General features: G+C 64.5%; 20 protein-coding genes. 19 read left to right on the forward strand and 1 reads right to left on the reverse strand.

The window, feature by feature from the left end; all coding sequences use genetic code 11:
* The 3 genes from ACFXN1_RS35820 to ACFXN1_RS35830 form a co-directional block, all read left to right on the forward strand.
* The coding region (locus ACFXN1_RS35820) for a transposase (protein ID WP_379463785.1) at window positions 1-384 on the forward strand (384 nt) is incomplete at its 5' end.
* A gap of 49 nt (window positions 385-433) precedes the next feature.
* The gene (locus ACFXN1_RS35825) at window positions 434-1,348 is read left to right on the forward strand and encodes a zinc-binding dehydrogenase (RefSeq protein ID WP_379444252.1); all 915 of its coding nucleotides are present in this window, start codon (window positions 434-436) and stop codon (window positions 1,346-1,348) included.
* 176 nt (window positions 1,349-1,524) lie between these two features.
* Window positions 1,525-2,514, forward strand: a complete 990-nt coding sequence (locus tag ACFXN1_RS35830; protein ID WP_379444238.1) for a hypothetical protein — start codon at window positions 1,525-1,527, stop codon at window positions 2,512-2,514.
* 117 nt (window positions 2,515-2,631) lie between these two features.
* On the opposite strand, the gene ACFXN1_RS35835 is transcribed toward ACFXN1_RS35830, so the two are convergent.
* Entirely contained in the window at window positions 2,632-3,372 is a 741-nt protein-coding gene (locus ACFXN1_RS35835) for an SDR family NAD(P)-dependent oxidoreductase (protein WP_379444240.1), read from the reverse strand.
* Window positions 3,373-3,459: 87 nt separating this feature from the next.
* On the opposite strand from ACFXN1_RS35835, the gene ACFXN1_RS35840 reads away from it, so the two are divergent.
* The 16 genes from ACFXN1_RS35840 to ACFXN1_RS35915 all read left to right on the forward strand — a co-directional run bounded on the left by ACFXN1_RS35840 (window position 3,460) and on the right by ACFXN1_RS35915 (window position 17,784).
* Window positions 3,460-4,065 carry a TetR/AcrR family transcriptional regulator gene (locus ACFXN1_RS35840; protein WP_379444242.1) on the forward strand — a complete coding sequence of 202 codons (606 nt, stop codon included), beginning with the start codon at window positions 3,460-3,462 and terminating at the stop codon, window positions 4,063-4,065.
* Window positions 4,066-4,172: 107 nt separating this feature from the next.
* A complete protein-coding gene (locus tag ACFXN1_RS35845; protein WP_379444244.1) occupies window positions 4,173-6,035 on the forward strand; it encodes a sigma-54-dependent Fis family transcriptional regulator in 1,863 nt (620 codons plus the stop codon).
* Between the two features lie 169 nt (window positions 6,036-6,204).
* Window positions 6,205-6,933, forward strand: coding sequence for an enoyl-CoA hydratase/isomerase family protein (locus tag ACFXN1_RS35850; protein ID WP_379444254.1), 729 nt, complete (start codon window positions 6,205-6,207; stop codon window positions 6,931-6,933).
* Window positions 6,934-6,997: 64 nt separating this feature from the next.
* Window positions 6,998-8,155 carry an acyl-CoA dehydrogenase family protein gene (locus ACFXN1_RS35855; RefSeq protein WP_379444255.1) on the forward strand — a complete coding sequence of 386 codons (1,158 nt, stop codon included), beginning with the start codon at window positions 6,998-7,000 and terminating at the stop codon, window positions 8,153-8,155.
* Between the two features lie 12 nt (window positions 8,156-8,167).
* The gene (locus ACFXN1_RS35860; protein WP_379444246.1) at window positions 8,168-8,614 is read left to right on the forward strand and encodes a hypothetical protein; all 447 of its coding nucleotides are present in this window, start codon (window positions 8,168-8,170) and stop codon (window positions 8,612-8,614) included.
* Window positions 8,611-9,027: a MaoC family dehydratase gene (locus tag ACFXN1_RS35865; protein WP_379444247.1), complete on the forward strand. Its 417-nt coding sequence runs from the start codon at window positions 8,611-8,613 to the stop codon at window positions 9,025-9,027. Before ACFXN1_RS35860 ends, ACFXN1_RS35865 begins: the two co-directional genes overlap by 4 nt.
* 33 nt (window positions 9,028-9,060) lie before the next feature.
* Window positions 9,061-10,566: an AMP-binding protein gene (locus ACFXN1_RS35870; protein WP_379444249.1), complete on the forward strand. Its 1,506-nt coding sequence runs from the start codon at window positions 9,061-9,063 to the stop codon at window positions 10,564-10,566.
* A 73-nt stretch (window positions 10,567-10,639) separates the two neighbouring features.
* A complete protein-coding gene (locus tag ACFXN1_RS35875; RefSeq protein WP_379463786.1) occupies window positions 10,640-11,824 on the forward strand; it encodes an acyl-CoA dehydrogenase family protein in 1,185 nt (394 codons plus the stop codon).
* Window positions 11,821-12,843: a phosphotransferase family protein gene (locus ACFXN1_RS35880; protein WP_379442089.1), complete on the forward strand. Its 1,023-nt coding sequence runs from the start codon at window positions 11,821-11,823 to the stop codon at window positions 12,841-12,843. The genes ACFXN1_RS35875 and ACFXN1_RS35880 overlap by 4 nt, the downstream gene beginning before the upstream one ends.
* A gap of 91 nt (window positions 12,844-12,934) precedes the next feature.
* Window positions 12,935-13,696, forward strand: a complete 762-nt coding sequence (locus ACFXN1_RS35885) for an SDR family NAD(P)-dependent oxidoreductase (protein WP_379442088.1) — start codon at window positions 12,935-12,937, stop codon at window positions 13,694-13,696.
* Complete coding sequence (locus tag ACFXN1_RS35890; protein ID WP_379442087.1) at window positions 13,693-14,445, forward strand: SDR family NAD(P)-dependent oxidoreductase; 753 nt, start codon at window positions 13,693-13,695, stop codon at window positions 14,443-14,445. Before ACFXN1_RS35885 ends, ACFXN1_RS35890 begins: the two co-directional genes overlap by 4 nt.
* Before the next feature lie 114 nt (window positions 14,446-14,559).
* Complete coding sequence (gene fabG / locus ACFXN1_RS35895; protein ID WP_379442085.1) at window positions 14,560-15,321, forward strand: 3-oxoacyl-ACP reductase FabG; 762 nt, start codon at window positions 14,560-14,562, stop codon at window positions 15,319-15,321.
* Window positions 15,322-15,340: 19 nt separating this feature from the next.
* Window positions 15,341-15,793, forward strand: a complete 453-nt coding sequence (locus ACFXN1_RS35900; RefSeq protein WP_379442084.1) for a MaoC family dehydratase — start codon at window positions 15,341-15,343, stop codon at window positions 15,791-15,793.
* Window positions 15,794-15,840: 47 nt separating this feature from the next.
* Window positions 15,841-16,701 (forward strand): enoyl-CoA hydratase-related protein, encoded by an 861-nt coding sequence (locus tag ACFXN1_RS35905; protein ID WP_379442082.1) that lies wholly within the window; start codon window positions 15,841-15,843, stop codon window positions 16,699-16,701.
* Between the two features lie 128 nt (window positions 16,702-16,829).
* Entirely contained in the window at window positions 16,830-17,516 is a 687-nt protein-coding gene (locus tag ACFXN1_RS35910; RefSeq protein ID WP_379442081.1) for a TetR/AcrR family transcriptional regulator, read from the forward strand.
* Window positions 17,497-17,784, forward strand: coding sequence for a putative quinol monooxygenase (locus tag ACFXN1_RS35915; RefSeq protein WP_379442080.1), 288 nt, complete (start codon window positions 17,497-17,499; stop codon window positions 17,782-17,784). Before ACFXN1_RS35910 ends, ACFXN1_RS35915 begins: the two co-directional genes overlap by 20 nt.
* The last annotated feature ends 316 nt before the right edge of the window (window positions 17,785-18,100 follow it).

Below are 18,100 nucleotides of genomic sequence, written 5' to 3' on the forward strand. Positions count from 1 at the left end.
GACAGTCCACAGTTCACCGCGGTGCTCGATAGCATTTCGGTGCCGAGACTCGGTGGTGGGCGGGCGCGGGCGCGACCAGATCGGGTGCTGGCCGATAAGGCGTATTCCAGTCGCGCCAACCGGGAATGGTTGCGTCGACACGGGATCAAAGCAACGATCCCGGTCCCGGCCGACCAGGCCGCGCATCGGCGCCGTCGTGGCAGTGCCGGCGGGCGGCCACCGGCGTTCGACCCGGTGGTCTACCGGGACCGCAACGCCGTCGAGCGGGGCATCAACCAGCTCAAACAGCATCGGGCAGTGGCTACCCGGTTCGACAAACTCGCTGTCCGCTACCAGGCCACGATCCATATCGCTGTCATCAATCAGTGGCTCCGACACAGTTGAGGCGGGCCACAGGCCCGCCCTCAACACTTCGAGACAGAACCTAGTCGAGATTGCCGACCCCGTGCCGGGCCCGGGTTGGGCGGTCTTGAGGGTCGAGGCGGCCGGACTGTGCCATTCGGATCTGCACGTCATGCATGGCGCGCCGTACGTCTCGCACACGCCGATTGTCCTCGGGCATGAAGTTGCGGGAACGATTCTGGCTCTGGGGGAGGGTGATTCGGCAGGGTTCTCGGTCGGTGATCCGGTCGGAGTAGGCCTGTTGTCGCATCCGCACGGGGCGTCCCAAGGGTTCGCTCCCGGTCTCAGCGCCGACGGCGGCTTCGCCGAGTTGATCCTGGCGCCGCTGTTCGCATTGGTCCCAATTCCGGACGGTGTGTCGTTCGGGCAAGCTGCGGTGGCCACGGATTCGATCGCGACCGCCTACCACGCGGTGCTCAGCACCGGAGCTGTGGGCAAGGATCAGACGGTTGGTGTGATCGGGTTGGGCGGGCTCGGTCTCAACGGTGTTGCGGTGGCTCACAACGCCGGTGCGCGGGTCTACGGGGTCGACGTGAACGCGGCGGCCTTCGAGACTGCGCGGCAACTCGGCGCGATCGATTGCTTCTCGGACGCGTCCGAACTGCGAGATGTCCGGCCCGACGTCATCATCGATTTCGCCGGTATGGGGACGACTACGGCGGCTGCTGTCGAAGCGGTACGGACTGGTGGCCGTGTCGTTCTGGTCGGGTTGGGCGCCAACGAAGTCACGATCAACGGTCCAAGCCTGGTCGCCCGTTCTATCCAGTTGCTCGGTTCACTCGGCGCGGACAAGGACGATCTGATCGCCATCTACGGCGAGATCGCTGCGGGACGCTTGCGGCCCGTGATCGAGGAGATTCGATTCTCCGAGTTGCCAGAAGGGTATGAGCGTCTGGAGCGGGGCGAAGTCAAGGGTCGTCTGGTTGTCCGGAATCTCGCAGAGTAGTGGCAGCCACGAGGTCTTCTGACCATCGACGGCCCGTCCCTTGGGAATCGAGGGCGGGCCATCACCGCCACTTCCTGTTCGAGATCGATTTGTAAGTACGACAAGCCACAACAGTGGGGGGTATGAACATGCGCAGTACAGCCGTTCGAAGCTTCGCCAGAACAGCGTTGGTGCCAATGGCAATCGCGATGGGGGTGGCGGCCGGGGCTCCGCCTGTCTCGGCTGACCCCGGCGTATTCGCGCCGGTCGACCGACCGGGTTCCGCACTGTCGGTGCCCGCAGACCAGCTGTCCGCCAGCGTCACGTGTTCGGCCGCCGTTCGAGATGCCGAGCGGAACGTCGTATTGTTCGTCCCCGGAACGGGTTTCACCCCAGAAGAAGATTATGGGCTGAGCTGGTTTCGTGCGATGGATCGGCTGGGGTGGCCCTACTGTTCCGTGACCGAGCCCGATCACGCCCTGGGGGATGCCCAGATCGCAGCGGAGTACATTGTGAATGCTATCCGCGTTGTGTACGAACTCAGCGGCCGCAAGGTGGATATCATCGGGCACAGTCAGGGTGGCACCGAACCGCGCTTCGCGCTGCGCTTCTGGCCCGATTTGCGAGCACTCGTCGACCACTACATCGGCTTTGCCGCAACCAACCACGGCAGCGTCCTTGTCGACGCGACCTGCAACGGCGTGATCGGTTGTGTGCCGGCCGGCTGGCAGCAGGGGACCGGTTCGAACTACGTTCGGGCGTTGAACTCCGGTCAGGAGACATTCGCGGGAATCTCCTACACGAACGTTTACACCCGCACCGACGAAGTCGTGCAGCCGAATCTGAACAGCAACGGCTCGTCGAGCCTGCACACGGGCGATGGTGAGATCACAAACGTCGCAGTCCAGGATATCTGCCCGCTTGACACGCCTGACCATATCGGAGTCGGGACTTCCGACCCGGTCTCGTACGCCATAGCCATGGATGCACTCACCCATTCCGGCCCTGCCGACCCCGCGCGGATTTCCCATGCTGTTTGCTCTCAGGGATTCATGCCGGGCGTCGCCCCAGCGACGTTCCTCGTCGAGGAGCCAGCGATCGTCGCGAGGGCAGTCGCGCGTCTGGCGGTGCATCCTCGGGTGCCGGCAGAGCCAAGTCTCCGGTCCTACGTCTACGGGGGCAACTGACTGGCCGTCGGCGAAAGATGTTGCCGCACTGCATGATGTGAGTGGCCCCCTTGTTCGACCGGTGCGAACAAGGGGGCCTCTTCATGTCACAATTCGTGCGTCGTTACTTGGCCGACGTCAGCGGATGAACCCGCCGTCGACGACCACTGAGGTTCCGTTGATGAACGACGCGTCGTCGGAGGCGAGGAACACGACGGCGGCGGTAACCTCCTCCGGTTGGCCGATCCGGCCCAATGGAGTGGCGGCGATGACCGGCGCGAAGATCGCGTCAGAATCAGGGTGCTCGTGAATCATCGGGGTTTCGGTCACCCCCGGGTGTACCGAATTGACCCGGATTCCGTGCGGGCCGTACTCCTTTGCCGCGACCTTCGTCATCCCGACGACAGCGAACTTGGATGCCGAGTAGGCGATCGCCCAGGCCTCGCCGACCAACCCCGCAACCGACGAGATGTTGACGATCGAACCGCCGCCGGCTCGGAGCATGGACGGGCGAACGGCCTTCATCCCGAGGAACGGACCAACCTGATTGATGTCGACCACTCGCCGGTACTCTGCCTCGGTGGTTGCTTCGATCGGCGCTGCCGCCCCGATGCCCGCGTTGTTCACCAGGATTCCGACCGGACCGAACTCCTGTTCCGCGGTGTTGACCACCCGCTCCCAGTCAGCAGAGCTGGTGACGTTGTGAGGCGCGAAACGTGCGTTCTCGCCGAGCTCCTTCGCGACTTGCTGTCCTTCTTCCTCGAGCACATCGGTCAGTAGAACCCGGGCTCCTTCGCGCACCAGCGCTCGCGCATGTGACGCGCCCATACCTCGGGCGGCGCCCGTCACGATCGCGACGCGTCCGTCAACTTTGCCCACGACATCTCCCGTTCATTGAGTGGTAATGCGCTGACAAAAATACTGACCGTGCGTCAGTAAGGTCAAGGAAAGGGCTAAGGTTCCTTCATGACAGATTTGGACACTTCTCGACGGGTTCGTCTCGAGGCCGATGATCGGCGGGAGCAGATTCTGGTAGCCGCCCAGCGGCTTTTCGCTCAGCGTGCCTACGAAACGGTGTCCACGGCAGAGCTGGCGGCCGCCGCGGGAACCACGCGCACCAACCTGCACCACCACTTCGGTACGAAGCGTGCGCTGTACTTGGAGGTGGTGCGGCGATTCGCGCACCTGCCCGAACCTCCGCTGGTCGCGGAGTCGTGCGGTGATGTCGGTCTCGACATTGCTCAGATGTTCGATCAATGGCTGGAGCTGGTCGAGCGGAACCGGGAGACGTACCTCAGCATGCTCCGGGCGGGTGCGCCGAGGCGTGACCCCGAGGTCGACGCGGTTCTCCAAGGGGGGATGCGGGCCTGGGAGGACAGACTGCTCGTGGTGCTACGGATCGCGCCGGTGGAGTGCAATCGATCGAAGGTCCGGGCATTCCAATCTCTCGTGATGACGGCGACCGACGAGTGGCTTCGACGTGGCCTGCTCACGCGCTCCGACGTGCACTCATTGTTGGCGGGCACCCTCTTGGCGATACGGACTCAAGCGGCCCCATCCGATGCTTCTTGACAGAATGTCAGTAGTGAGTCAGGATGGTGTCCAATCTCGGACAGCAGCTGCTCCCGGCTGAAGTCCTCCGGCTCTAGTTCCAGGGAGGGTGCGCGATGACGAGCATGATGGCTCCGAACCTGGACTCTGGTTACCCCGAGCGAATCGGTGAAAAGTGCGACGCACGAACGGTCTTCGGCGATGGAGACCGGCTCCGTCACGCCTTCCGTGCGCGCGAGAACTTGCTGACGAATGGTCAGTGGAATGAGGACTTCGCACGGCGGAGCGGACTCAGGCCGCAGGTGCTCGACTCCTGGCGGCGTTCGCTGCGATACGGCCTACGCCCGGAGAGTGTCGAGCCGGTCGGTCGCCCTGACGTGGACCTGGATGGTCAGCTGACACGGATCGTCGATTCCGTTGTGGAGAAGCGCCGTTCGGTGCTGGAGCAGTCGATGTGCGCGCTCACGCTGACCGATCGGGAGGGCACGCTGCTTCGCCGCTGGGCTACTGACCGACGGCTCATCCAGTGGCTCGACCAGCGCAATATTGTTCCCTCGGTTTCGGTCGACGAAACGACGATCGGCACGTTCAGTGCAATCTGCCTGCTCGACGGGAACCCGGTTCAGGTGCGCGGGCCCGAGCACTTCTCGGAGGCATACATCGGCGCAACGTCGGCGGGCGCACCGATCGTGCATCCCGTGAGCAGAAGAATCGTTGGCAGCCTCATCGTGACGTGTCCGTCCGAGGGCGCGAGCCCGGTATTGCTGGCCTGGGTTACCGACTTGGCTTCCGAGGTTCAGCGCCGGCTACTCGAGGCCTCGAGTGCCCGGGAGCGCCTGCTGTTCGAGGCATACCTGGCCGAAAACCGCGATGTTCGCCACCCGGTGATCGTGCTCGATGAGCAGACGATCATCACGAATGCCACGGCCGCGAGGGTGCTGGCATCGGTTGATCAGGCGCGGCTCTGGGAGCATGCCGCCCGGGCGATCCGGCAGCGAAATACGGAATCGCAGATGGTCATGACCGACGGCACCGCGGTCTCGGTCGCGTGTCGTGAGGTGAATGACGGCACTGGTGCGATCGGCGCGGTCCTGAAGGTTCGGCCCGTCGAGGAGCGACAGGCGGGGCCGGGTGTGGTGCGAACAACGGCGACTCTGGAGGGATTGGCCGGAAACGGTCTGCGGTGGCGAGAGCTGTGTCATCAGGTCCGTCGATCGGGAGCCGAATGGACCTTGATCACCGGTGAACGGGGGACGGGCAGGCTGGCAGTGGCTCGGGCCATGGCCCGGGATGCGCAGCTTCATGTCCTCGACGCGGTCGGGGTGTCGGCGGAAGGGCCGCAACGCTGGCTGGTGAAGCTCGATGAGTTGGTTGCCGCCGCCGAGCCGGACTCGGTGGTGGTGATTCGTCACGTCGATGAGCTCGACTGGGGCACTGCGACGGTGGCGGCGGGACAGATCGAGCGCTGTCGGGCACTGCGGGTCAGGGTCGTGGCGACCGCCCGTAGTCGGGTGGACCAGTTGGCGCCCAACGGCTTGCTCGACTTGTTCACCGCATCGATCGAAGTCCCCCCGTTGCGTGACCGCTTCGAGGACTTGCCGGTGCTGTTGGAAGCGCTGACCGCGGCCGTGCTCGATCAGTCCGGCAAGCAGTCGAAGCCCGTTCGCTGGATGCCAGACGCGGTGCAGACCCTGACCAGGCTCGAGTGGCCCTGCAATATTGCGTCGTTGCGGATTCTTGTTCGAGATGTACTGCGGGACAACAGAAGCGGGTATGTCAGCGCTCGCGACCTACCGGCAAATGTGGTGGCGGCGGCTTCTCGGCGCAAGCTCGTCGGTCTCGAGCTGGTCGAGGCCACGACCATCATCGCGGCGATGCGCGAGGCGGGCGGAAACAAGAACCGCGCCGCTGATGCGCTGGGCATCGCGAGATCGACTTTGTACCGCAAGGTCCGGGCGCTCGGGATCGACTTGTCCACGATGGCGTTCTGACCGGCTCAGCGGTGTCCAGTGCTGCGACCGCTGAATGTCCTTATCGTGCACAGCCACTTTCGAGTGGCACCAAGGAGGTGGGCCGGTGTCGGCCAGTAGGAACGGTGCGCCCGCGCAGACCGCGACGGTTGACGGAGAGGTCAGCTACTCGGTCGAGGGACCGATCGCGGTGATTACCTTGGACCGTCCCAGCGCGCACAATGCATTCACGGTCGATATGGCCCGCCAGCTGGCTGCGGCCGCCGACGCAGCTCAGCGTGACGACTCCGTCGACGTGGTGATCGTGACCGGCGCTGGTGAGAAGGCATTCTGTGCGGGAGGTGATCTCGGCGAGCTCACTCCCCGGCTCACCCAGGGAGAGTTGGATGTTCTCTTCTCGGACCCGGTCAAACGGCATTTCTCCGATGTCCACAAGCCTGTGATCGCCGCGGTGAACGGCATCTGTGTGGCGGGTGGCCTCGAGATCCTGCTCGGCACCGACATCCGTATCGCCGCCGAGCACGCGATTTTCGGTGTGCCGGAAGTTCGTTGGGGCCTGGTGGCCGGCGGCGGCACCCACGTGCGGTTGCCGCAACAGGTGCCGTGGGCGATGGCGATGCAGCTGTTGTTGACGGGCGACCACATCGATGCGCACCGGGCTGCGGCCTGCGGATTGGTGAACGAGGTCGTTCCGGCAGGCCAGGAACTGCCGCGCGCGATGGAAATCGCGACCCGGATAGCGATGAACGCTCCGCTCGCGGTTCGTGCCTCGAAGGAGATCGCGGTGCGCGCCCTGGCGAATGAACCGCGGTTCGCGCTGGAATTCGCCTTGACCGAGCGCGTCGTGCGCAGCGACGACGCAAAGGAAGGTCCGCGCGCATTCATGGAGAAGCGCGCCCCTCGCTACCGAAGCCGGTGACGCGGTAAGCGCGTCCACGGAACTTGGAAGGAAACGGAAATCGATGACCACCCATAGTCTCTGTCTGCCCTTGCGGCCGAGTGACGAGGAGAAGGAACTGCGGGCCGCAGTCTCCGACATCGTCGGCAAGTTCGGTCACGAGTACTACCGGTCGAAGGCGGCGACCGGCGAACCCATGGCCGAGCTGTGGGACCAGTTGGGGCGCAGCGGATATCTGGGCGTCAGCATTCCCGAGGAATACGGTGGTGGCGGCGCCGGACTCACCGAACTCGCCATCGTGCTCGAGGAGCTGTCAGCAGGCGGCTGCCCGGAACTGGCAATGGTGCTCTCGCAAGGCATCGCGGGCAGTGTGCTGCCTCGTCACGGGAGCGAGGAGCAGAAGCGCCGCTATCTGCCCGGAATCGCGAGCGGCGCGGAGAAATTCGTCTTCGCGCTGACCGAGCCGGATGCCGGGTCGAACTCGCACAACGTGTCCACCTGGGCCAAGCGCGACGGTGAAGACTGGATCGTGCGCGGCACCAAGTACTACATCTCCGGGATCGACCACTGCGACCACTTCCTGCTGGTGGCGCGCACCGGCACTGATGAACGGACAGGTCGTGGCCGACTCACTCTGTTCATCGTCGACGATCCCAATATTCGTGGACTGACCCGCACTCTCATCCCGACGGCGCTGGGTGCCCCCGAGCGTCAGTTCACGTTGTTCTTCGACGATGTCCGGCTGCCTGCCGAGGCCGTTGTGGGAGAGGTCGACAACGGGCTCGCTGCACTGTTCGACGGTCTGAATCCGGAGCGCGTGCTCAGCGCGGTGATCTGTCTCGGCGTTGGTCGCTACGCGATTGACAAGGCGGTCCGCTATGTCAACGAGCGCAATGTCTGGGGCGTCCCGGTTGGCACCTACCAAGGCGTTCAGCACCCCCTCGCCGAGGCCGCGATCGAATTGACCGGTGCCGCCACCATGGTCTGGCGTGCCGCGGCCGAGATCGACGCCGGCCTGCCTGCGGGTGAGACCGCGAATATGGCAAAGTATCTGGCTTCCCGCGCCGGATACAAGGCCCTCGACACCGCCATCCAGATGCACGGTGGCAATGGCATGTCTCACGAATACGGGCTCGCGGATCTGTGGGGCATCGTTCGGTTGCAGCAGGTGGCGCCGGTGTCGTCGCAGATGGTGCTCAATCACATCGCGCAGCACACCCTCGGGCTGCCCCGGTCGTACTGAGGAGCGGGAGGAATGACAGTAACGATCGAAGAGCTGCAAAAGCTCGAAGGAACCCGGCTGCTCGGCGGCGCCCTCGTCATCGAACCGCATGAAAACGCCATCCTGGAGCACGCACTGCGCGCTCCGAAAGCTGAGCCTGGCATCGCTCATCCGATGTGGTTCATTGTGATCTCGTTGCGCTGCTTGGGCATCAGCGTGAGCGAGTTGTGCGAGCTGGCCGGGAAGTCCGAAGACGACACGCTCCTGTTCGGCAACTGCGAGATCGAGCAGCATGCCCCGCTGAGCATCGGCGCGCGCTACCGGGCCGAAGCCTTCATCGCTTCCACAGGCTCACGCACCACGCGCGACGGGTCGCGGCTGGACAACCTGGACGTGCGCCTGGAGATCTTCGACGAAACGGGTACCTATTCGGGCGCGGTAACCAGCGTCTATCTGTTCAAGCGTGGAGGCGCACAGTGACTTTCACCGATGACATTCGTGTCGGCACTCGGCTTCCCGAGCGTCGAATCACCGCGGTGAGCGCTGACCACATCAAGATCGTCGCGCTCGTCCTGCAGGACTCGAACCCGATTCATTTCGACCTCGACGCGATAGCCCGCGCCGGACTGGGCGACCGTGAGGTCAATCAGGGTGGCTCGACCATGGCCTATGTGCTGGACCTGCTCACCGAATGGGCCGGCACGCGCAGCGCCCTGCGGCGCGTCTCCTGTTCCTTCCGCGCGAACGTCTTTGCCGGTGACAACGTCGTCGTTTCCGGTGAGGTGACCGCGGTTACCGAGGACGGACCGGGCCGTCTGGTCGACTGCGACGTGTGGGCCGACGTGGACGGCCGGCGCGCCATCGTGGGCACCGCCACCATCGCGTTGGGCTGAGACGAAGATGCAAGGCGCAGAAGGGAATCAGCGGTGACATCGGCTGGCGACTTCCATCCGGTCCGGGCCATCCGGGATTTCGCCCGAACCTGTCCCGACAGCGTCGCGTTGCGCTGCGGGGACGCGACGCTGACCTTCGCCGAGCTCGACGATCGGGCAAGCCGCGTGGCTCAGGCGCTGCTGCGGTCGGGTGTCACTCGCGGACAGCGTGTCGGCTACCTGGGCCGCAACTGGCCTGAGTTCTTCGAGGTGTTGTTCGGCTGCGCCAAGATCGGGGCCGTGCTGGCACCACTGAACTGGCGTCTGACTGCCGAGGATCTCGCCGAATTGATCTCGGATGCCGAGGCCCGGATCGTCGTGACCGACAGCGAGTTCGCGCTCGCCGCGCCACCGGACGTCACCCGGTTGACCATCGGTGAAGGGTACGAGGCATGGCGCGATGCCGAGAACCCCGTGGATCCGGGCACGGTCACCGGTGTCGACGAGACTTTCATCCAGTTCTACACATCCGGCACCACCGGTCTGCCCAAGGCCGTGATCATCACGAACGGCAATCTCGCTCACTTGTTCCAAGCGGCCGAACACTGGCGCGTCGGCTCGGAATCACGTGTGTCAGTGGTCATGCCGTTGTTTCATATGGGCGGATCGGCGTGGGCGTTCGTCGCCCTGTTCCGTGGGGCGCAGTGCATACTGGTCCCCGAGTTCGATGCGGCGGCGCTGGTCGTCGACGTGGGGCGGCTGAAGATCACGAATGTGCTGGTCGCGCCGGCGATGCTGCAGATGATGGTCGATTTTCTCGGCGCCGGGAAAGCGGACTTCTCGGCCCTGCGCTCGATCGTCTACGGCGCCGCACCGATTTCGCTGCCGCTTCTGCATCGCGTTCAGGAGTGCTTCGATGCGCCGCTGATCCAGGTGTTCGGGTTGACCGAGACCTGTGGTGCTGTGGTGCAACTGGATCCCGAGGACCACCGCGGCGAGCTGCTGGCCGCCGTCGGCAAGCCCTACCCGTGGGTGGAGGTCGAGATCCGCGACCCGTTCACCGGAGAGCGGCTGGCGGCCGGGCAAGACGGTGAGATCCTGATTCGGTCGGGACAGTGCAGCAAAGGGTACTGGCGACGTCCGGAAGAAACCGCGCGGCTGCGCGTCTCCGAGGACTGGCTGCGGACCGGCGATGTGGGCCATTTCGACACCGCCGGATACCTATTCATCACCGACCGGCTCAAGGACATGATCATCACCGGCGGTGAGAACGTCTATCCTGCCGAGGTGGAGCGGGTGCTCATCAGGCATCCGCAGATTTCCGAGGTCGCCGTGATCGGTGTTCCGGACCGTACGTGGGGCGAAGCGGTGACAGCGGTCGTCGTGCCCCGCCAGGGTTCTCAGCTGACCGAGAACATATTGATCAACTGGTCGCGACCGAGATTGGCGGGCTTCCGCCGCCCGCGCCAGGTCGTATTCGTCGATGCGCTGCCGCGGAATCCGAGCGGAAAAGTGCTCAAAGGCGAACTGCGCCGGTACTTCCCGGACCAGCCACAGTGACGGACATGGAGCAGACCGGTGGTGAATCCCGGTCCAGACGAAGGAGTCTTCCTATGATCGAGCGGACGCGCTCATGACCATCCAGTTCGAATTCGACGAAAAGGTCGTCGATATTGCGCGACGGACCGAGAAGCTGGTGCGCGAAGAAGTGCTACCCGTGGAGACGGCTTACGCCGGATCTGCGCACGCACTGCCCGACGAACCGCGGATCCTCCTGCAGCAGGCGGCCAAAGCGGCTGGCGTATTCGCACCGCACGTGTCCTCCGAGTTCGGTGGTCTGGGACTCGACATGCGCGACCGTGCACCGGTCTTCGAGGCAGCGGGCTATTCGCTGTTCGGTCCGCTCGCGCTGAACTGTGCCGCGCCTGACGAGGGCAACATGCACCTGCTCGAACGCGTGGCCACGCCGGCCCAGCGTGAGCGCTTCCTGCGCCCGCTGGCGACGGGGGAGTGGCGCTCGTGCTTCGCGATGACCGAGCCCGCGCCGGGCGCGGGCTCGGACCCGAGCGCGCTGGCGACGACGGCTCAGCGGACCTCGGCCGGTTGGGTCATCAACGGCCACAAGTGGTTCATCACCGGCGCGAACGGCGCCGATTTCGCCATCATCATGGCCCGCACCAGCGGGGAACCAGGTGACCGTGGCGGCGCGACCATGTTCCTGGTTCCTGCCGGCACACCGGGATTCACGCGTAAGCGCGACATCGACACCCTCGACGAGAGCATGTTCGGCGGCCACAGCGAACTGATCTTCGACAACCTTGAGGTCGGCGACGACGCGGTTCTGGGTGAGGTGGACAAGGGCTTCGACTACGCCCAGGTGCGGCTCGGTCCCGCCCGCATGACGCACTGCATGCGCTGGCTGGGTTCCGCACGCCGGGCTGCCGACATCGCCATCGGCCGCGCCAACGAACGGCGCGCGTTCGGCGGACGCCTCGGTGAACTCGGCATGGTACAGCAGCTGATCGCGGACAACGAGATCGACATCGAGGCGAGCCGCGCACTGATCCTGCGCGCCTGCTGGGAGCTGGATCGCGGCGAGTCCGGTGCACAGATCACCTCCATCACAAAGACTTTCGTCGCGGAGTCGGTCAACCGGGTAGTCGACCGCGCGCTTCAGATCTGCGGTGCGCTGGGAATCTCCGGCGACGCGCCGCTTTCACGGCTCTACCGCGAGGTCCGGCCGTTCCGCATCTATGACGGGCCGTCGGAGACACACCGGTGGGCTATCGCCAAACGCGTTCTGCGGGAGGCACGATGACCACCGTGGTGCCCGAAGGGCTTGATCTACTCGCGCTGAATCGCTACTTCGCCGACCACGTTTCCTCGGTCAAGGGAGAGCTGCGCGCATCGCTGCTGGCCGGCGGGAAGTCCAACCTGACCTATCTGGTCACCGACGGTACGAGCAAATGGGTACTGCGCCGCCCGCCTCTGGGTCCGCTCACGCCGACAGCGCACGACATGGCGCGGGAATACCGAGTCGTGGAAGCGCTGCACGGGCAGGGTGTCCCGGTTGCCGAGCCGGTCACCCTGTGCGAGGACGTCGACGTGATCGGCGTTCCGTTCGCGGTGGTCTCCTACGTCGAGGGCCGGTCTCTTCAGGACGGTCACGAGGCCGCGGCGCTCTCGACGGCGGAGGCACGGTCATGTTCACAGGCCCTGGTCGACGCGCTTGCCGACTTGCACGCTGTCGACTTCGATGAGGTCGGTCTGAGCGACTTCGGCCGTCCGGCAGGATATCTCGTTCGCCAGGTGCGACGGTGGCACAGCCAGTGGACGCGGGTCGCCACCCGGGAGCTGGACCAACTGGACCGGCTGCACGACGCTCTCGTGGCGGCGCTCCCCGAACAAGCGGGCGAAACGATCGTGCACGGCGACTACCGGTTGGACAACACCATCCTGGACGCACAGGATATTGGCCGAATCAATGCGATCGTGGACTGGGAAATGGCCACTCTGGGCGACCCCCTGGCTGATCTCGGGCTACTGCTCGTGTACTGGGACCCACGAACGGAACCGGTACTGGGCGTGCGCCACGCCCCGAGTGCCAACCCTGGATTCCTCACCGCCGACGAGCTGGCTGAGCGCTACGCGCAGCGGACCGGGCACCGGCTCGAGCATCTCGATTTCTATCGCGCGCTGGGCTATTTCAAGCTCGCCGTGATCGCCGAGGGCATCCACCAGCGCTACCTGGCCGGAAAGACTGTCGGCGACGGATTCCAAACTGTCGGCGATGCCGTTCCCGTTCTCGTCGATGCGGGCCTGGGGGTTTTGTCGTGACCGTGGCAGGCGGTCGCGCCGGTGCACGCCCGAAGGGGACTCTCACACCCTCGGGTGTGCACCGGTAATTCTTTGGAACAGAGGAGAACTCATGCAACTATCGGGATCCGCCGCTCTCGTGACCGGCGGTGCGTCCGGTCTGGGGCGGGCCACCGTCGAACGATTGATCGGTGCTGGAGCCCTCGTCGCCATCGTCGATCTGCCGACCTCGGCGGGAGCGGAACTCGCTGAACAGCTCGGGGCCGCAGCAGTGTTCGCGCCCGCCGATGTCCGCGACCCGGACCAGGTGCAGGCTGCGGTGTCCGCCGCGACCGAACTCGGACCGCTGCGCGTGGTTGTCAACGCCGCCGGTATCGGCGACCCGGCTCGCACGATCGGCCGCACAGGCCCGCTCGAGCTGGACCGATTCGTCCGAGTGGTGGAAGTCAACCTGATCGGCACGTTCAACGTCATCCGCCTGGCGGCGGCAGCCATGGCGGTCACCGAACCGGAGTTGGGGGAGCGCGGTGTCATCGTGAACACTGCCTCGGTGGCCGCATACGACGGGCAGATCGGACAGGCGTCGTACTCGGCCTCGAAGGGTGGCATCGTCGGCATGACGCTGCCGATCGCGCGCGATCTGGCCGGTTCGCTGATCAGGGTGATGACGATCGCGCCGGGCATGTTCGCCACGCCCATTCTCCGCGGTCTGTCCGATGACGCCCGCGCGTCGCTGGAAGCCCAGATCCCGCACCCTTCGCGGCTGGGCGATCCTAGGGAATACGCCGCTCTCGTCGAGCACATCGTCACCAACCCGATGTTGAACGGTGAGACGATCCGGCTCGATGGCGCTATCCGGATGGCTCCGCGATGAGCGGGAAGAACGCCTCTCGTGCCGCGATCGTCACCGGAGCGTCGCGTGGGATCGGTGCTCTCATCGCCGAGCGTCTGGCCGCCGAGGACTGGGATCTGACACTGTGTGCTCGGTCCGAGGACTCGCTGAGGTCGGTCGCTGGACAACTCCGTGAGGAATACGGGACGAACGTCGTACAGGTGACGGCGGATATGTCGAACGAAAATGACGTTGTCCGCGTGATCGAGGCACACAGCGCAGCATACGATCGGCTGGACGCGTTGGTGCTCAACGCCGGAATGGGATCGATCGGCCCGTTTGCCGATTTCCCGGTGCGCCGTTTCGACAAGCTGTTCGCTGTCAATGTCCGTTCGGCTTATGTGATGGTTCAGCATGCACTGCCGCTGCTGCGGACTACAGCCGGAATGGCCTCCCGGAAAACCGCGAAAGTCATTGCCGTGTCATCGATGACGGGCCTCGCAGGGGAACCACTGAACTCCGCGTACGGCGCCAGCAAAGCAGCGTTGACGTCACTGTGCGAGACCTTGAACGTCGAAGAATCGGAGGCCGGCGTCACCGCCACCGCGGTATGCCCCGGGTATGTCGCGACCGATATGACCGCGCCCCTCGCCGACAAGGTCTCACCGGAGGCCATGATCGATCCCGCTGACGTCGCCGAGGTCGTGGTGTCACTGACTCGATTGAGCGGATCCGTTGTGGTTCCGTCGATCGCGATGACTCGTCCGGGTACGCACCTCTGGCGCGCCTGACCCTGCCACCCACCAGCAATCCGACGAGTCGCAGCTCTTATTTAATAGAGTGGACACTCAATATAATATTCGGGTACCATACGGACCCAACCAGCCAATATCAGGAGCAAAGAAATGACCACTGACACCGTTCGGGCAGCCATCGTCACCGGAGCCGCACGTGGCATCGGCGCGGCTACCGCGAAGCGGCTGGCCGCCGAGGGATTCGCCGTCGCGGTTCTCGACCTGGACGAGGCGGCCTGCAAGACGGTCGTCGCCGATATCGAAGCGGCGGGCGGAACCGCGCTCGCGGTCGGCGCCGACGTCTCCGATGAGGACAGCGTGACCGCCGCGGTGCAGCGGGTCGCGACTGAACTCGGCGCGCCTGCGGTGCTGGTGAACAATGCCGGAATCATCCGCGACAACATGCTTTTCAAGATGACCGCGGGCGACTGGGACTCGGTGATGAACGTCCACCTGCGTGGGGCGTTCCTGATGAGCCGGGCCGTGCAGTCGTACATGACGAGCACCAAGTGGGGCCGGATCATCAGCATGTCCAGCACGTCGGCGCTCGGCAACCGCGGCCAGGCCAACTACTCCGCGGCCAAGGCAGGCCTGCAGGGCTTCACCAAGACCCTTGCCATCGAGTTGGGCAAGTTCGGTATCACCGTGAACGCGATCGCGCCTGGCTTCATCGAAACCGAGATGACTGCCGCGACCGCTGAGCGCATGGGGATCTCGTTCGAGGACTTCCGCAATGCGGTGGTCAAGCAGATCCCCGTCGGCCGGGCGGGCAAGCCTGACGACATCGCGAATACGGTGGCGTTCCTCGCCGGAGAAGGCGCCGGATTCATTTCCGGTCAGACCCTGTACGTCGCCGGCGGCCCGACCGTCTGATCTATCAGGAACGCGAAGAATGAAGATTTTCAACGGGATCACCGAGTTCCAGCAGGAAGCTGGTCAGCACCTGGGCTACAGCGACTGGTTCACCGTTACCCAGAAGCAGGTCGATCTGTTCGCTGATGCGACGGGCGATCACCAGTGGATCCACGTCGACCCAGAGGCTGCCGCCGCCGGACCATTCGGTGCCCCCATCGCACACGGATTCCTGACCCTGTCGCTGATGCCCGTGCTCACCGCGCAGATTTGGCGCATCGACGGGTTGAAGATGGGAATCAACTACGGCTGCAACAAGGTGCGCTTCCCCTCGGTGGTGAAGGTCGGCGACCGGGTTCGGGCCGGTGCCGAGTTGAGCGCTGTCACGCCAACCCCAGCGGGCAACCAGATCTCGATCACCGTCACCGTCGAGATCGAGGGCGGCGCCAAGCCGGGCTGTGTAGCCGAATGGCTACTACTGCTGGTGGATTGACCGTCGCGGTCGAGTCCTGAGTGGCAGCTGATACGGAGGCGATAAACATGGAATTCACCGAAATCGAATACGCTGTCAACAAGGGGACAGCGACTATCACACTGCATCGGCCCGACAAGCTCAATGCCTTCACCTACACCATGGCGCGGGAGATCGTCGCCGCCTGTGATCTGGCGGAAGCGGACGACTCGGTGCGGGCTGTAGTGGTCACCGGTAGCGGTCGCGCGTTCTGCGCGGGTGCCGACCTCGACCCGAACGCCGGCGAATTCGACGAGGCTCGATACGACGGCGCCTATTTCGACGACGGTAGTCCCCGCGATGGCGGTGGGTTCGTGTCACTGCGATTCGCGGCCATGCGTAAGCCGGTGATCGGGGCGATCAACGGACATGCGATCGGTATCGGGTCGACGATGACCCTGCCGATGGATATCCGGATCGCTTCCGAGAGCGCGCGATTCGGCTTCGTGTTCACCCGGCGTTGCTTGACCCCCGAAGCCGCTTCGACCTTCTTCCTGCCCCGGGTCGTCGGCATGTCGCGGGCGATGGAATGGGTGACCACGGGCCGAATGTTCGGCGCGGAGGAAGCATTGCAGGGCGGCCTCGTCTCGCGGGTGTGCCCCGACGCAGACCTGTTGGACACCGCGTATGCGCTAGCTGCGGAGATCGGCGAGAATGTCGCCCCGGTTGCGTTCGCGGCGGCGAAGCAAATGCTGTGGGGAATGGCCGAGTGGGGCAGTCCGTGGATCGCGCACCGGCAGGAATCGCAGGTGCTCATGAACCTGATCGGGTCCAAGGATTTCGCTGAGAGTGTGGCCGCGTTCGTGGAACGGCGCAAACCGACCTACACGCTCGGCCCTAACGCGGACATCCTCACCACGATCCCCGCTTGGCCCCAGCAGCGGGACTGAAAGCCGCGGCGCGGCGGCGACGAGATCCTTACAAAAGAAACGGCCGAGGAGGTGATCGGTGTGAATCGACATCTACGGTTTGCGTTGTCCGACACAGTGATTCGGTATGTGGTGACAGGAGAATCGCGATGACCGCCGCGCCGGTCCGCAAACGCGGGCGTCCGCCCGCCGCGGAAACGGTGGAGACCAGGGAGCGGATCATTGAAGCTGCGGTAGATCTGTTTGCCGAGAAGGGTTTTCACGGCACCGGTGTTGCGGAGATCGGTGATCGCGCACAGGTGCAGCGTGGGGCGCTGTACTACCACATCAGATCCAAGGAAGAGCTGCTGTTCGAAATCCTGCGCAGCTATACCGATCTGGTTGACGCAGACGCCAGGGTGATCGTCGAGGGGGCGGGCGATCCGGTCGATAAGCTGCGCGAGCTCATCCGCAGCCATGTTCGACTGATTACCGCCCACCGGCGTGAGGTAACGATCCACATGCGTGATGTCTCGGCTCTGACCGGCGACCGTGCACTCGACCTACAGCGACTGGGCGCCGACATCCGGCAGCGATGGCAGGACGTGATCGACGCTGGCTACGCGGCCGGTGCGCTGCGCACGGCCGACCGCGTCATCGGCAACAGCATTCTCAGCATGCTGAATTCAGTGATCTTCTGGTACCACGAAGACGGCGAACATGGCCCGGACGCCATTGCCGATCTCATTGCCACCGCAGTCTTGGACGGACTGATCCAGTCTCCGGCATCGGTCGCGATCAGCGAGTCCACCACCATGAAAGTTGAGGAGTATTCACATGATCGCCATCATCGCTGACTTGACCATCATCGCTGGCCGCGGCCCGGAGTTCGAAGCACTGGTCGCCGATCTCGTCGAGCAGATCGCGAACAATGAGCCGGGCAACTTGATGTACCGGCTCTTGCGCTCGCACACGGAGTCGGACCAGTACACCTTGTTCGAGCTGTACACCAACAGGGAGGCCCTCGAGGCTCACCTCGGGTCCGAGCACTTCCAGTCCGCCGGGCGCAAGTTCGCGGAGTTCTTCGCGGCGGCACCGAAGATGAGAACCCTCGACGCATGCTGAAACGCCGCAATCGGTCAGAGTCGGAAACCGTTGGGGCGGCGAGTGTGTCGTCTCAGGAAAATCGCGCTGACCCACTCATGGTTGTCGGAATCGTGGCCTTCGGCATGGCAGTCATCCTCCTAGCGGTGGCCGCCGTCTTCATGGCCAATGCCGGCATCCACTCGATCAGCGGAAGATAACAGGAGACCGGGGCCAACGGGGGCGGTCGGTCCACAGATGAATATCGCGCCCGTGCCGTGACGCACGGAACTCAGTGATCACCGGGATCGGTTCGCTGTGTCCGTCGTCGTGGCTTCCTCGCAGCCGACGGACGCTG

The organism is Nocardia sp. NPDC059154 (genome assembly GCF_042755705.1).
Classification (GTDB): domain Bacteria; phylum Actinomycetota; class Actinomycetes; order Mycobacteriales; family Mycobacteriaceae; genus Nocardia.

Excerpts from the sequence above, each read along its gene's own strand:
- ACFXN1_RS35890 (WP_379442087.1), top strand. The coding sequence starts at position 13,693 with ATGAGCGGGAAGAACGCCTCTCGTGCCGCGATCGTCACCGGAGCGTCG.
- ACFXN1_RS35900 (WP_379442084.1), top strand. The coding sequence starts at position 15,341 with ATGAAGATTTTCAACGGGATCACCGAGTTCCAGCAGGAAGCTGGTCAG.
- ACFXN1_RS35840 (WP_379444242.1), top strand. The coding sequence starts at position 3,460 with ATGACAGATTTGGACACTTCTCGACGGGTTCGTCTCGAGGCCGATGAT.
- ACFXN1_RS35830 (WP_379444238.1), top strand. The coding sequence starts at position 1,525 with ATGGCAATCGCGATGGGGGTGGCGGCCGGGGCTCCGCCTGTCTCGGCT.
- ACFXN1_RS35845 (WP_379444244.1), top strand. The coding sequence starts at position 4,173 with ATGGCTCCGAACCTGGACTCTGGTTACCCCGAGCGAATCGGTGAAAAG.
- ACFXN1_RS35915 (WP_379442080.1), top strand. The coding sequence starts at position 17,497 with ATGATCGCCATCATCGCTGACTTGACCATCATCGCTGGCCGCGGCCCG.
- fabG (WP_379442085.1), top strand. The coding sequence starts at position 14,560 with ATGACCACTGACACCGTTCGGGCAGCCATCGTCACCGGAGCCGCACGT.
- ACFXN1_RS35880 (WP_379442089.1), top strand. The coding sequence starts at position 11,821 with ATGACCACCGTGGTGCCCGAAGGGCTTGATCTACTCGCGCTGAATCGC.
- ACFXN1_RS35905 (WP_379442082.1), top strand. The coding sequence starts at position 15,841 with ATGGAATTCACCGAAATCGAATACGCTGTCAACAAGGGGACAGCGACT.
- ACFXN1_RS35910 (WP_379442081.1), top strand. The coding sequence starts at position 16,830 with ATGACCGCCGCGCCGGTCCGCAAACGCGGGCGTCCGCCCGCCGCGGAA.
- ACFXN1_RS35860 (WP_379444246.1), top strand. The coding sequence starts at position 8,168 with ATGACAGTAACGATCGAAGAGCTGCAAAAGCTCGAAGGAACCCGGCTG.
- ACFXN1_RS35875 (WP_379463786.1), top strand. The coding sequence starts at position 10,640 with ATGACCATCCAGTTCGAATTCGACGAAAAGGTCGTCGATATTGCGCGA.
- ACFXN1_RS35885 (WP_379442088.1), top strand. The coding sequence starts at position 12,935 with ATGCAACTATCGGGATCCGCCGCTCTCGTGACCGGCGGTGCGTCCGGT.